This is a genomic window from Microcoleus sp. D3_18_C4 (genome assembly GCF_036702355.1).
Lineage (GTDB): Bacteria > Cyanobacteriota > Cyanobacteriia > Cyanobacteriales > Microcoleaceae > Microcoleus.
Genome location: NZ_JAUBTF010000001.1, coordinates 64,220 through 77,723, shown reverse-complemented (window position 1 = coordinate 77,723; position 13,504 = coordinate 64,220). Strand labels below are relative to the sequence as shown.

General features: G+C 45.6%; 13 protein-coding genes. 5 read left to right on the top strand and 8 right to left on the bottom strand.

Translation table 11 applies throughout. The features are described from left to right. Positions 1-113 precede the first annotated feature (113 nt). The 5 genes from QUA90_RS00345 (at position 114) to QUA90_RS00325 (ending at position 3,026) form a co-directional block, all read left to right on the top strand. Positions 114-536, top strand: coding sequence for a DUF202 domain-containing protein (locus QUA90_RS00345; RefSeq protein ID WP_333325157.1), 423 nt, complete (start codon positions 114-116; stop codon positions 534-536). A gap of 15 nt (positions 537-551) precedes the next feature. Then, a complete protein-coding gene (locus tag QUA90_RS00340) occupies positions 552-998 on the top strand; it encodes a DUF202 domain-containing protein (RefSeq protein WP_333325159.1) in 447 nt (148 codons plus the stop codon). A gap of 19 nt (positions 999-1,017) precedes the next feature. Further along, entirely contained in the window at positions 1,018-1,254 is a 237-nt protein-coding gene (locus QUA90_RS00335; RefSeq protein WP_333325161.1) for a hypothetical protein, read from the top strand. A 172-nt stretch (positions 1,255-1,426) separates the two neighbouring features. Beyond that, positions 1,427-1,930, top strand: coding sequence for a hypothetical protein (locus tag QUA90_RS00330; RefSeq protein WP_333443263.1), 504 nt, complete (start codon positions 1,427-1,429; stop codon positions 1,928-1,930). A gap of 301 nt (positions 1,931-2,231) precedes the next feature. Further along, the gene (locus tag QUA90_RS00325; protein ID WP_333325167.1) at positions 2,232-3,026 is read left to right on the top strand and encodes a sulfite exporter TauE/SafE family protein; all 795 of its coding nucleotides are present in this window, start codon (positions 2,232-2,234) and stop codon (positions 3,024-3,026) included. Between the two features lie 229 nt (positions 3,027-3,255). Here the strand turns inward: QUA90_RS00325 and cysK are convergent, their stop codons facing one another. From cysK to QUA90_RS00285, 8 genes are all read right to left on the bottom strand, one after another. Then, positions 3,256-4,236, bottom strand: coding sequence for a cysteine synthase A (cysK, locus tag QUA90_RS00320; protein WP_333443262.1), 981 nt, complete (start codon positions 4,234-4,236; stop codon positions 3,256-3,258). Positions 4,237-4,254: 18 nt separating this feature from the next. Beyond that, positions 4,255-4,692, bottom strand: coding sequence for an Rrf2 family transcriptional regulator (locus QUA90_RS00315; RefSeq protein ID WP_333325173.1), 438 nt, complete (start codon positions 4,690-4,692; stop codon positions 4,255-4,257). A gap of 1,107 nt (positions 4,693-5,799) precedes the next feature. Further along, positions 5,800-7,110: a YeeE/YedE family protein gene (locus QUA90_RS00310; RefSeq protein WP_333443260.1), complete on the bottom strand. Its 1,311-nt coding sequence runs from the start codon at positions 7,108-7,110 to the stop codon at positions 5,800-5,802. Between the two features lie 182 nt (positions 7,111-7,292). Then, complete coding sequence (locus tag QUA90_RS00305) at positions 7,293-8,249, bottom strand: sulfurtransferase (protein WP_333443258.1); 957 nt, start codon at positions 8,247-8,249, stop codon at positions 7,293-7,295. A 292-nt stretch (positions 8,250-8,541) separates the two neighbouring features. Continuing rightward, on the bottom strand, positions 8,542-9,126 hold the full coding sequence (locus QUA90_RS00300; RefSeq protein WP_333443256.1) for a Crp/Fnr family transcriptional regulator: 585 nt from the start codon (positions 9,124-9,126) through the stop codon (positions 8,542-8,544). Between the two features lie 87 nt (positions 9,127-9,213). After that, complete coding sequence (gene cysE / locus QUA90_RS00295) at positions 9,214-9,945, bottom strand: serine O-acetyltransferase (protein WP_445300079.1); 732 nt, start codon at positions 9,943-9,945, stop codon at positions 9,214-9,216. Between the two features lie 155 nt (positions 9,946-10,100). Continuing rightward, on the bottom strand, positions 10,101-12,044 hold the full coding sequence (locus QUA90_RS00290) for an ATP-binding protein (RefSeq protein ID WP_333443251.1): 1,944 nt from the start codon (positions 12,042-12,044) through the stop codon (positions 10,101-10,103). A 220-nt stretch (positions 12,045-12,264) separates the two neighbouring features. Beyond that, positions 12,265-13,296, bottom strand: a complete 1,032-nt coding sequence (locus QUA90_RS00285; RefSeq protein WP_333325188.1) for a sulfate ABC transporter ATP-binding protein — start codon at positions 13,294-13,296, stop codon at positions 12,265-12,267. Positions 13,297-13,504 lie beyond the last annotated feature (208 nt).

The following is a 13,504-nucleotide window of genomic DNA, read 5'->3' as shown; positions in this document are numbered from 1 at the left end:
AAGCCTGTTCCAACGCAACAACCCGCCGGGGATCGATCCCCGGCGGATAATCGTCCCAGCGGAAATATATCAGTTTACCTTCATATTTGGAGTTAATCTTAAAAGGCTAATCTATGCTATTAAATTGGAAATCCACGAAAGTAAATACAGAAAAGATTAGGCGACCAAATCCGTCGCGGGTGCGGGATCACTTGGCAAACGAGCGCACTTATTTAGCATGGATGCGGACAGCAATATCGCTGATGGGTTTTGGCGTAGTTATCGTCCGCCTTCGCACCTTTCACCCCCCTCTACTCCCAACTCCCGGCAATGGCTGGAAGTTGGGTTTGCTTTTTTCAGCAGTGGGTTTGCTGACGGTGTTATTCTCAACTAAGCACTACTTTGGTGTCCGTCACGATATCGATTACGATACTTATGAACCTACCGATCGCTGGGTAATTCTTTTCAGCCTCGCGATCGCCATCCTAGGGGCTGGGGTAATTTATTATATGTTCACCGTTCCTTCTAGCTCATTTGGTTTGATGGCACCTGAATAATGGTGGCGGTTTAATATGAATATTCAAGAGTTCGATCGCGTGCAATTATCGTTCAAACCGATGCAAGTAGATGATGAGAAACCAAAGCAGCAAAATCTGTCGCGGGCGATCGATCGATCGGCAAATGAGCGCACATTCTTAGCCTGGATGCGGGCCGCGATCGCCCTCATGGCTTTTGGCGTCGTCATCATCCGACTTCGCGTCGTGCAAATGCCCGTACATTACCGTCAGGCGATGGGGTGGAAGTTGGGTTTAATCTTCTCTCTAATAGGTTGGGTGACAGTCTTAATCTCAACTAAGCACTACTTCACCGTTCGCCACCAAATTGACCACGATACCTACAATCCCCCAGACGCCATGGTTTTATTTTTCAGTTTTGCTGTGGGCTTATTGGGAATTGGAGTAATTTATTCGATTTTGGCAGCCGCCCTGGGCCCAAGTAGTTTTGTAATACCCGATTGATTGTCAACAGGAGTTAATCATGAACAGCGATACAGTTGCCACGATCGCTTCCATTATCATCTTAGCGGCTGCTATCTGGGCAGCCTTCGTAGTGCTGGAAACTGTCGCGAAAATAGTCCCTAAATTGCTGGGCGTGACAGTCGCGATCGGGATTTTGCTCGTTTACCTGCAATTTTACTGGGGTATCGATGTTGCATATCTTTGGCTAACTGTCAAGCATTTGCCTGAAGCTTTCAATTTCTCGATCGCAGCCTAAACCGACACCAGCCAGCATTCTCAACAACCTCTCCCGGATAGATATTTTTGTCTCGGAAAGAAAGTAGATTTAGGGGATCAACAATAAAATACGGTAACTTGATTGACTTACTAGACATAGCTCAGTTTTGCTGCTAAACTACGGTAAGTCGATCGAGTTATGAGCTATTAACGTGGAAAACGCTAAAAAAGTCATTGAAGAGTACCAGCTTGCAGGACAACTGACCCAACAGTTGCCAGAAGCTAAGGGGTTGAAGGAAGTCTGGTTTAAAAAAATCCGAGGCGGGTTGCTTCTGGCAATTGGATATTTGCTATCACCCTTGTGTTGGTGGAACGACATATTTTTCAATCTGCCAATTGCCTACGCCTTTGGGTATATCTTTAGTTGGCTTTCCCCAGATTTACTGTTTCCTTGCACAATTGTCGGCTACTGGCTTTCCAATATTGCTGGAATTCTGTTGATGCAGCTAGGAACTTTAGATGTTTTGACAGACAAACCCAAGGAAAAAAACTTCAAAAAAGAGTTATTGACGGGTTTAGTTTCCTCAACCGTCTTCACTGTTGTCATTGTGGCATTGATTCATTTTAATGTTCTCGATACTCCTGATTTATTTGCCGGCAAGCAGTCGGTTAACCTCAGCTCTACTTTACCTATGACGATCGTCACTTCCAGGTAGAAAGCAGAATCTAAACCCTCAATAAATCTAGAATTTTCAATCAGTTACACAGGTAGATTTAAGAAAATCAGGGAGCTTTTACACTACAATTTTTGTAGCTTTATTTATTTGCATTTAATTACTGTTACCAAGAATTTTGTATCTGAACGCGCGGAAAAGTCAAGCGTTGAAAAGCAAAATTTATAGCGGTAAATATTGAAATGCGAGTGATCTTTTGCCTGTGTAGCTGTGTTGCAGGAGCCACCCAAGTTATCTATTTGTTGGTTGCCAGCGCTTAAATACACAGTTTTTGGGCATAACCGTGAACTACTTATTACTATCCTTTCTCAGCTTTTTTGTGGGCATTATCGTTGGTTTGACCGGAGTTGGCGGAGCCTCGCTCATCACCCCAATGTTAATTTTTGTTTTCCAAATTCCAGCATCAATTGCTATTAGTTCGGATGTCGTAGCTGCCACATTAATGAAAGTTGTTGGCGGCTTCAAACACTGGCAGCAAAAGACCCTCGACTTGCAAGTAGTTAAGTGGCTGGCTGTGGGCAGCGTGCCGGGTTCGCTGACTGGCGTGTGGATTTTACACTGCATCAAATCCAGCGGAAATCAAAACTTAGACAGCATATTACTGCGGTTTCTGGGAGTAGCGATCGCCCTAATTGTCGCTTTATCGTTGACCCAATTAGTGGTCAAAACATTTTTCCCTAATTTTAAATTACCTTCGCCCCCTGAATGGGACTTAAATACTAATTATGGTCGTTTTTGTACTGTGGGTGCAGCAGCAATTTTAGGCTGCATAGTGGGAATCACTAGCGTTTCTTCCGGTTCGATGTTTGCACTGTTGCTGATTGCTTTTTTCCGCCTGGATACTTCTAAATTGGTGGGTACAGATATTTCGCAGGCGGCAATTTTGTTGATGTTTACATCTCTGGGACACCTCAGCCTCGGAACAGTAGACTGGAGTTTAGTTTTGCCAATTTGGTTTGGTTCGGTGCCGGGAGTTTTGGTAGGCGCTAAATTCTGCCAAATTATGCCTCAACGCCCGCTAAAGTTTGTGATTTACGGAATGTTGGCGATGGCGAGTTGGAAGTTGTATCAAGTCTGAAAAGTAGGGGTAGTGCCGGGCCCATTGGTGTCAACAAAGATGCGCTTTCGGTGCAGTCCGGCAGGGGTTTAAACCCCTGCCTCAAAGCTGAAGTCCTCTGAAGAGGACTATTAACTCATTCGTCCTCTTCAGAGGACTTTCGCTTTGAGCCAGGGAATTAATTCCCTGGCGGTCTTTCGGGTTAAGCTGATAGCAATGTCGCAGTAATGACGCTCGCCCCTACTACAATTTAATACTTGCTGACTAATGCTTCAAGTTCGCTGACCGTGGGCAATTCTAAATCTTTGAACAAGACTGTGCTGAGGTAGCGTTCGCCATAAGAAGGCTGCACAAAAACTATCAGTTTTCCAGCATTTTCGGGACGCTTGCCGACTTGAATTGCAGCACACAAAGCGGCGCCGGCAGAGATTCCTGACAACAATCCTTCTTCTCTGGCAAGTCGGCGACTGTAGGCGATCGCATCTTCGTCGCTAACTGTAATCACCTCATCAATTAACTCTGGTTTCAACACTTCCGGGATGAATCCTGCGCCAATCCCTTGAATTTTGTGAGCACCAGATTTACCTCCAGAAAGCACGGGGCTGGTGGCGGGTTCAACTGCGATCGTCCGAAAACTCGGTTTCCGCTGTTTAATTACCTCAGCAACTCCAGTAATCGTACCGCCGGTGCCAACTCCAGCAACTAAAAAATCTACTTTACCTTCTGTATCTTCCCAAATTTCCTCGGCCGTGGTTTCCCGGTGAATTTTCGGATTAGCGGGGTTGCGAAACTGTTGCAGCATGAAAGCGTCGGGGGTTTCTTCTACAATTTCTTCCGCACGGGCGATCGCGCTTAACATCCCTTCATGTCCGGGAGTTAATTCCAACTGAGCTCCGTAAGCTTTCAGCATCGATCGGCGCTCTAAACTCATCGTATCCGGCATTGTTAAAATCAGACTGTACCCTTTCGCCGCCGCGATCATTGCCAAAGCAATTCCAGTATTTCCTGAAGTCGGTTCAACTAAAATAGTTTTCCCCGGTTGAATTAACCCTGCATCTTCTGCAGCCTGAATCATGCTCGCTGCAATCCGATCTTTCACCGAAGCAGCCGGATTCATCCCTTCCAATTTGGCCACAATTTGAGCAACTACTCCTTCGGCTTGGGGAATTTTGTTGAGCTGAACTAAAGGAGTTCTGCCAATTATTCCTGTAACATCCTTAGCAATTTTCATGGCTTAATTTTTCTCCAATTAAATGTAGTACATGGGATGTGCTTGTTTGCGAACATCCCGCTGTTCGCACAAATCTTGTAATGTGTATTTGCCCAAAACAGCCCAAGATGCCTGTTGAGCTTCCTGCCAGATTTCTAGCACCGCAGTTTTTTCTATTGTTACAGATTCCGAAACTTTTTGGATCTTGCCGCTCCCTTCGCCTTCGAGACTCGAAAACACCTCTAGCAAAGTAATCTGCCAAGGCTCTTTCGCCAGCAAATAACCGCCTTTAGCGCCCCGCAGACTCTGGACAATACTTGCACGCCGCAGCACGGCAAGAATTTGGTCTAAATAGCGTTCCGGTATCTCTTGAGAAGCAGTAAGTTCGTTCACTGTTAGGGGCGAATCCTTCGGGTGGTGACTCGCCAATTCCAAGAGCGCTAACAGGGCATATTCTACTCTAGAAGATAGTTCCACATTCCCCACTGGCGATCGAGTTTAAATTGTACATTATATAATAGTACACAATTCCGGTAGGTGTACAGGTGTTAGTATATTTTTATTACAAAAACGGTTGGATAAATCCCGTGAGCAACGTAAATGTAGGTTTAAGCTGTCGGCACTGTCGGTTTTACGAGCAGCACGGGCACAGGGGCGGAAACTGCCTGATGCTCGGCGTGGGGGTACAGGGTGGGTGGAAAGCTTGCTCCTTCTTGGTTCCACCCTTTGCACAGTCTTGGGAACACCCCGAAGCGGGTAGAGCCCGAAAGTCTCAAATGTTGCAGGGAGCGAGTATTGTAGAGGCAATACCCCCCCCTTAAAGTAACTGCTAAGTAGGTAAGCGGATATATGGTGTGTCATCGTTAAGTTTATTCAGACTCACCTACTTAACCGCAGTCAACAGGTGCGAGATATCGCATCTGTTGACAGTGAGAAGAAAGAAATCAACACAAAGAAAAAAGCAAGTGCGACGATCGCACTTGCTTTTGAACTTATTGACGAGTCGATGAGAAAATTTAATAAACGCACATTCGATACAAATTATCTGTTGCCCAGACCATTCTGAATTTGATCGAAGATTGCACCGTCACCTTTGAACAGGGACGATTTTAACAGAGCGGCTGATTTAAGAGAAAATACTGGCAAACCAGTTTTTTTCCTAAATGGCTGCAAGACACTATCTGCGAGATGATGATTCCGCATTGATGCTTCTTAGTTCCTCTGGTTTTTCTCAGATCGATTGAGCGCATAATTAAGTTTAATGCGCTTGATATAGGGCAAATGCATCCTGATGAGATTTGCCCGGATAATCTATAAGATTTCGCTGATGTGGCAATTCTTATTAATGGCAACAGTGGCAAGATTGAGAGACTGTTTTGCTAGCAGTTTGGCGATCGATCTTTGAGTGCGATCGCCACATCTCTCTACTTAATCTAATACATTACACTATTAAATACTTAATGTATATAGATAAACAGTAGTTTATTGTTTTAGGTGCGCTTGCCGGGAAAACGCGACATCTGTAGGGACAAAGGCTTTGCCTTTGTCCCTACCCGCAGGTCGATCGCCTATTCAGGTTGGAAATTAATTCTCAAGTCGAAAGAGCGATCGCAATTTAATTCCCGCAACGCTGCCCAACAAAGCAGTCGCAATCCACAGCCAACCGTGCAAACTGGTAGAAGCAATACCGCTAAAAAAAGCGCCGACATTGCAGCCAAAAGCCAGCAGCGCCCCGTAACCCATCATGAAACCGCCGCTCAAAACGGCTGTAACTTTGGGTAACGAAAGGTTTGTTTTGACGGTGAATTTGCCAGCCAAAGCCGCCGCTAAAACTGCTCCCAAAACAATGCCAAAATTCATCACGGAAGTAACATCAGCAAAAATGCCTTTTTGCAAGGATTCCAACTTGTCGGGAGTATTCCAAAACGGGTTATTTGCGGGATTCCAGCCGAAAGCAGTAGCAATTTCTGCGGCCCACAAAGTAAACCCCCAAGTCACTCCCCAAGGCCTGCCGTCAATTAACAGTTTTACCCAGTTGAGAAAGGCAAGGGCAAAGGCTCCGGCAGCGAGAGACCAAGGCCCGTAAAGCCATTGATTCTTGATGTGAGATTGAGGAGTTTTAATGATAAAATCTACTGTTAAGGGTTGCTTGCCATTGGTGCGATTCCACTGCCAGAGGGCGATCGCAATTAACAGAAATACGCTTAGCTGCAAGATGACTGCGGGCATCCATCCCAAAGTTTTTCCTAAAGATATCGGCGGCAGCGAGGGCAAATGCCACAAATGTCTGGTCAAACTTCCTGCAAAAGAACCGATGCAAAAAGTCAGCAGCGTTAACAGCATTGACGTGCTGCCGCCGCCAATTGTCCAAAGCGTGCCGCAAGCGCAGCCGCTGCCCAATTGCATTCCAATTCCGAATAGAAAAGCGCCGATCGCATTTTGCCAGCCCACAGGCGCAACAGCCCCGGCTATTTTGTGTCCGAATGCCTCTCCTGATGCAAGTACGGGAGCAAAAAGTACAGTAGCAATTCCTAACATCAGCAAGTGCGCTAAAACACCTGTAATATCGCGATCGGCAAATAATTTGCGGTAAGCAGAAGCAAAGCCAAAACTTGCATGATACAAACTCGCGCCCAGCAAGCCTCCAATCAGAAATAAAACGCTCTGCCGCCAGCCGTAGGCGCTCAAACCGGCCGCACCAGCAGCAAATAGCGTCAGTATCAGAGCTAAAATCGGACGCTGCGATCGGGGCTGTGAAGTTTTTGTCAGCGGTGAAAGAGCAATTTCTGCGGTGTTATTCACAATAAAATACTTGACTCCAAAAACAACTGTAAAGCGAGGCAGAGCCTCCATTTTAGCGCTAAGTTTTTCGCGGCGAAGTCTCCGATTTTTCATCGGGTTGTTCGCTAGGAGTGCAAGCAACGGAATTATCTGCTTGTCGGTGCTCAGCTATTGTTGATAAACCAAAGCCAATCGCGCTGATTATTCCGAGCATTGATATCGAGATAATTGCTGTTTTCATTCTACCTATTCGGTCAATTTTTAGCCAAAATTGCTGTTAACTACAGATTTGTTTTCTACACTGCTTGTTCCGGACCAGTTTCTACAGGTAAATTAGTCTGACTGTATTCAGTCCAAGAACCTTCGTAGATTCTGACTTTCGGATAGTTCAGCAAGTGTTTTAAAACTACATATTGCAGCGTTGCTTCCCGCCCCGTACTGCAAGTAACGATGATGTCGCTGTTGCCATCGATCTTTTTAGCTGCCAAAATCTGCTTGATTTCGTCGAGAGACTTCAACTTGTGCGGGTTTTCAGCATCGGTAAAAGTCGGCCAGGGAATGTTGCGAGCGCCGGGAATGTGTCCGTTGCGCGTCCAGATTTTTTCTTCCCCTTGAAATAGTTTTTCCGGTCTGGGATCGATGAATGTAACGCCTGCTTTGCCAATTAAATTTTTGACTTCATCCAGGGTGACACGAATTGATTTGTTGTCGCGCACAGTCAGTGTACCAGCCACGTATTTTGGAAACTCTTTCGTCACAGTTTGAGCTGCTTTGTAACCCGCATAACCTCCGTCGATAACGGCGATATCCGAGTGTCCCAATCGCTCCAATACGTAAGCAACCATTGTCGCGCCTAGAATGTCTCTGCCGTCGGAATAAACTAAGACGCGGCTGTTGTCTGTTACTCCTGCCCGCGACAGTAATTGCCCCAGTTGATCCGGCGTTAGATACTGTACTGGCAAACCGCTGTCCGGCCCGCGCAAGGTGTTGTCGGCGATGTTGACTGCGTTGGGAAGATGCCCGATAAAGTAGTTCATTGGATTGGTGCGGACATCGAGAATTCGCAGGTTTTTGTCTGTGGCGTTTTGGGCAACCCACGCGGGGGAAACGAATTGAATTTTACTTTTTGATTCCGCTGCTTGGGTTGGGAAAAATGGGCACAGAGGAATTGCGATCGCCAGCACCGCTAGGACGGCAATTAATGCCTCTATTTTCTTTCTTTTAAATCGAGCTTTCAGGGATTTAGTTTTCATTTTCTTTCCTCTTGCATTGTCTCTGTCGAAAAGCACAAAAAGCTCCTCGCTGCTAGAGAGCAGATCGCTCCCTACACTAATCACCTTAAACTTGACCGATTTACCGTATATTATAGCTATAGCTGTTGATTGTTGCACAGACAGTCTCAGAAAGTCAATAGTTTTTTTTAGTAGCGAAGGATACAGGAATTTTGGGGCGATTCCCTCCGGGATAGCTTCGCACGCGCGTGCGAATTGGCCCGTGTCAGCAACGGACTCGCGAGCACGCGGGTGCGAGACATTGATTCTACCCTTAGATTTCGTAGTGCCAAACCTCGGAAGGTTGTAGAATAATCCGGTGGAGAGGCAGACGATCGATCAAGCCTTGCTGCTCAAAATGACCGAGGGTGCGAGTGACAGTTACGCGACTTGTACCGATAATTTCTGCAATGTCCTGATGCGTTAAAATCATATCGATCAGATGTCCTTGCTCTACCTCAGAGCCAAACCTCTTAGCCAGCCAGGTTAATAGTTGATAGAGCATAAAATCAACTCTTTTGTAACCTCGCATTACCATAAAATCTTCAGCCTGCTGAATGTGAGTGAGCAAAATATCTCTATTTAGCCAGCGATCGCCAGATAGTAAAATTGCTTCGACTTTAGTGAGGCATTCAATTTGAAAAGGCTCGCATTTTGATATCGGTTTGCCGATCGTATCACCAGGCCCCCACAATCCCAAGGTGATAATTGTGCCATCTTCAAGCCACGTTACAGTTCGCACTACTCCAGTTTCAATTCGCCACAGAGCATTGCTTCTGTTAGGCAAGTGCGAGCGACGAGGAAATATATGTCGGCTCGTTTCATCAAAAGTTTTAGTGGAAAGAGAAGCAATAGTCATAGCCAGTTACTGAAAGAATAAGAGTTAGTTTGTCCAATAGCAGCAGGATAGTGTCGCTGGCAAAAATCTATATAAATTAAAGCTTTACTAGATTCCGGCCCCGTCTAAAAACTGTGTAATGAATAAATCCGAAGACAGGAATAATTCATGTTTTTCGACCTCTGCTCGCTCTGATTGAGTTGTTGGGAGCGGAGATAATTGAGATTTCAAAAAAGCAACCTGCTCTTCTAAATCCTTAATTCTATCGAACAAAGCTCGAATCGCTTGAGCTTCCAAATCCGGTATTACTTGAGAATTTATAGCATCTTCCACCTGCTTTTTCCGAGAGATAATGCGGCCGGGAATTCCCACAACTGTGCAATCGCTAGGGACATCCCGCAGCACTACCGAACCCGCACCAATCCGAACATTATTGCCAATTTGAATATTGCCTAAAACTTTAGCACCGGCTCCCACCACTACATTTTCTCCCAGCGTTGGATGCCGTTTTCCTATTTCTTTGCCCGTGCCGCCAAGGGTCGCTCCTTGATAAATTACAGCATAATCTCCAACGATCGCAGTTTCGCCAATTACCACCCCCATGCCGTGGTCGATAAACACGCCCTTACCAATTTTCGCACCTGGGTGGATCTCAATACCTGTTAAAAACCGACTCAGTTGGGAAATCAAGCGGGGTACAAACGGCAGGCCAGCGGAATAAAGCCAGTTTGCTATCCGGTGCAAAAAAAGTGCTTGCAGTCCGGGATAGCAAAATAATACTTCCAGCCAGTTGCGCGCCGCGGGGTCGCGTTCGTAAATAATTTGCAAGTCACTGAACATATTTAGCCTCGCCGTGTTTCGGTTATACAGTCTCGGCAGTGCCGACGGTTTAAGCTGCATAAAGCAGTATAGGTTGTGGCATTATTCCTTATAATACTATAACCCGACCGAATTACAGTAGTTAATGAGAAAAAAATTTTCCTTCCCAGCCTTTTCTAAGCTGCCTCGGATATTTTCCGCGAAACAAACGGTACAGCTTGTTTGACTTCTTGCCGCAGCGGAATCTCGATCGAGAATTCCGTCCCCAATCCCGGAGTCGAATCGCAGCGCAGCGTACCTTTGTGCTTTTCTACGATAATTTTATAGCTGATTGACAGTCCCAATCCTGTCCCTTTTCCCACGGGTTTAGTCGTAAAGAACGGGTCAAACAGCCGTTTTTTGACATTTTCTGCCATACCGGGGCCATTGTCCGATATCCGCACAATTATTTTATCGGGACTTGAATATTCTGTGGTAATGGCGATCGCAATCGGATTGCCTTTCGCTGCTTCGATCCCGCGATCGAGGTTGTAACTCTCAAGGGCGTCGATCGCATTAGCCAGAATATTCATAAACACCTGATTTAATTGTCCGGCATAGCACTCTACTAAAGGTAAATGGCTGTAATTTTTAACAATCTCGATCGCCGGGCGATCGGCTGTAGCTTTCAGGCGACTTTGCAGAATTAGCAGAGTGCTGTCAATGCCTTCATGGATATTGACAGGTTTCATTTCGCTTTCGTCTAAGCGAGAGAAATTCCGCAAAGATTGAACAATTTGAACAATGCGCTCGGCTCCTATTTTCATCGAGGACAGCAGTTGCGGCAAATCTTTGCTGAGAAAGTCAAAGTCAACATTTTCTAAATACTCAGAAATTTCCGATGGAGGGTGTAAATATTGTTTTTGGTATAGTTTTACCAACTCTAACAAATCGCTAGTATATGCCGTGGCGTGATGGATGTTGCCATAAATAAAATTTATAGGATTGTTAACTTCGTGGGCGACACCAGCAACTAATAAACCCAAACTAGACATTTTTTCCTGCTGAATCAGTTGAGCTTGAGTTTGTTGCAACTCTTGCAAAGTTTGCTCTAGTTTTTTAGATTTAGCCGTGCGTTCTGCGGCTATTTTTTCAATTTTTTCGGTATAATTTAACAAGCTAATTATATAAAGTGTCGCCACCAAAGTTAAGATTATCCCCAAAATCAAAACAGTCAAAGAACGCCAAAACTTTAGAGGATTAATGTACTCGGGCGTTAGCCGTAATTGCAGCAACCACCTGCGATTTTCAATATTGAGAATGCGGGTGCAACTGCTGCCGTCCGGGCAGTAAGCTCTTTCCCCAATTTGGATGTTATTTTTAATGTTTTCATCGGTAATTATCCTTTTTGTCTTGGCTTCATAAAAAGCTAGAAATCTTTCGGCTTCAGGAGCCATAGCATCTTGAAGATAAACGTTAACAAAGTTGAGGTTAGTTTCCTGTAAAGCCGATTTGACAATAGCATCAACCAGCAAAACGCCAAAAGTAAAACCTTTCAAAATTTCTGGTGAGCGAGCAGGTAAATTTGGCTGCAATTCTGCGCCATCGTCAGCAGAATTTTGAGTAAAAATTGGCATGAAGACGAAGACGGTGGGTTGATTTTGGGAAGACCATTTTTGGCGATCAGTCGCGGTAATTTCTTGTCTTTTTGTGGCGTTTTCTAACGCTATCCGATTGGCCTTTAAATCTAAACCTAAATCTATTTCATCTGTTAGGAATTCGGGAGAGTCAGAAACACGGGGCAGCCAAGCGATCGCCTTCAGGCTAGGATGGCGGTAGAGGGCAGGCCCAACAAATGTCTTCACTTCTGGTTTTTTAACGCCGTCAAATACGCTGTAAAATGCTCCAGCAGCCCGAATTATTTCTAAATTACCGCTAACATCTCTCTGAATGTCGGTAGCTATTTTGTCCAGGCGGTCTTGCAGTTCGGCTTGCATGGATTTGTATTCCCAATTGTACGCAACTGAAGAGGCGATCGCAGACAGTCCCAATCCTGCACAAAGTGTTAATCCTGCCTGGATGTGGCGGCGATAAGCAAGTAAAGTGCTAGTTGCTAAATTCTTGAATTTGTTAGCAGTCATATTCTTCACCTATCTTGTTTCTAGTTCTCCGTCCCAGGCTCTGCCTGAGATTTCTCGTTTTTCTCGTTCCCAGGCTCTGCCTGGGAATGAATTTCAGGAGGCTGTGTCTCCGATTTAGAGCCACGAGACAGCATTACCAGGCACGAGCCTGGTAACGATGTGAGAGGAGTGTTTTGTAAAAGCTCCCCGATAGTATTTTGAGTAAGATGCCGCCGCTGATTTAAATTGAATAAACAGGGAAAGTCATCGCGTGTTTGGGCTTGACGTAAACCTGCTGATCTCGCGTTAACTGTAGAGAATCGAAGCGCTCGCGACTCACGTAAGCTGTTACTACCTGCTGCGATTCTAACAGTAACTCGGTTTGTATTTCCCGCCCTAAATGAATGATGCGGCTGACTTTTGCTAATGCAAAACCAGACTGCGGCTTAGTTTGAATTTCCACATCGTGGGGGCGCAAAAACACTACTTCAGAATGAGCTGCTCCGTTCTTGTGAGCCGTTGTGCCGTTGCTGGCGAACAAACCCGCAGCATTCGACAGCACATTGACCGGCCCAATAAAACTCATCACAAAAGCTGATGCCGGTTTGTCATAAATTTCAGCAGGAGTGCCAACTTGTTCGACTCTACCTTTGTTCATCACCACAATTTCATCGGCTACTTCCATAGCTTCTTCTTGGTCGTGAGTCACAAAAACTGTGGTGATATTAACTTCTTTGTGAAGGTTGTGCAGCCACGATCGCAATTCTTTGCGGACTTTAGCATCTAATGCTCCAAAAGGTTCGTCTAGCAGCAGCACTTTCGGTTGAACTGCGAGAGCTCTTGCCAAAGCAACCCGCTGCCGCTGCCCGCCGGAAAGTTGCGAAGGATAGCGATCGCCCAAACCTGTCAACTGCACTAAATCCAAAAGTTCATCAACCCGCCTGCGAATAGAGTCTTTAGGAACTTTGCGAATTTCCATCGCAAAAGCAATATTTTTCCGAATACTCATGTGTTTGAACAAAGCATAGTGCTGAAACACAAAACCAATATGCCGTTCCTGCACCGACTGCTGGGTAGCATCCTCCCCGATCAGGTAAATCTGACCGCTATCCGGCGGTTCGAGTCCCGCAATCATCCTCAGCAGAGTCGATTTCCCCGAACCGGAAGGCCCTAAAAGCGCGACTAGAGAGCCGTTTTTTATTTTCAAACTCACGTTGTCAATGGCGTGGAAGGAGCCGAAGTGTTTCGATACGTTCTCAATTGTAATGCTCATGACTTTGTGTACCTATTTTAGGAGTTGACGATATTAACTCCATATATCTGACCGATTTACAGTAGTATATCCTGAAATTAATATTTGGCAAGGCCTGTAACTTTTTGTATTGTATTTCGAGCCCTGCTGATGGGGACGGCACTGGAAAGTTGACGCTGGCGGGTCGTCCGAGTTAACCCGCGAGGGTTTCCAGATGTGGGATTATCGG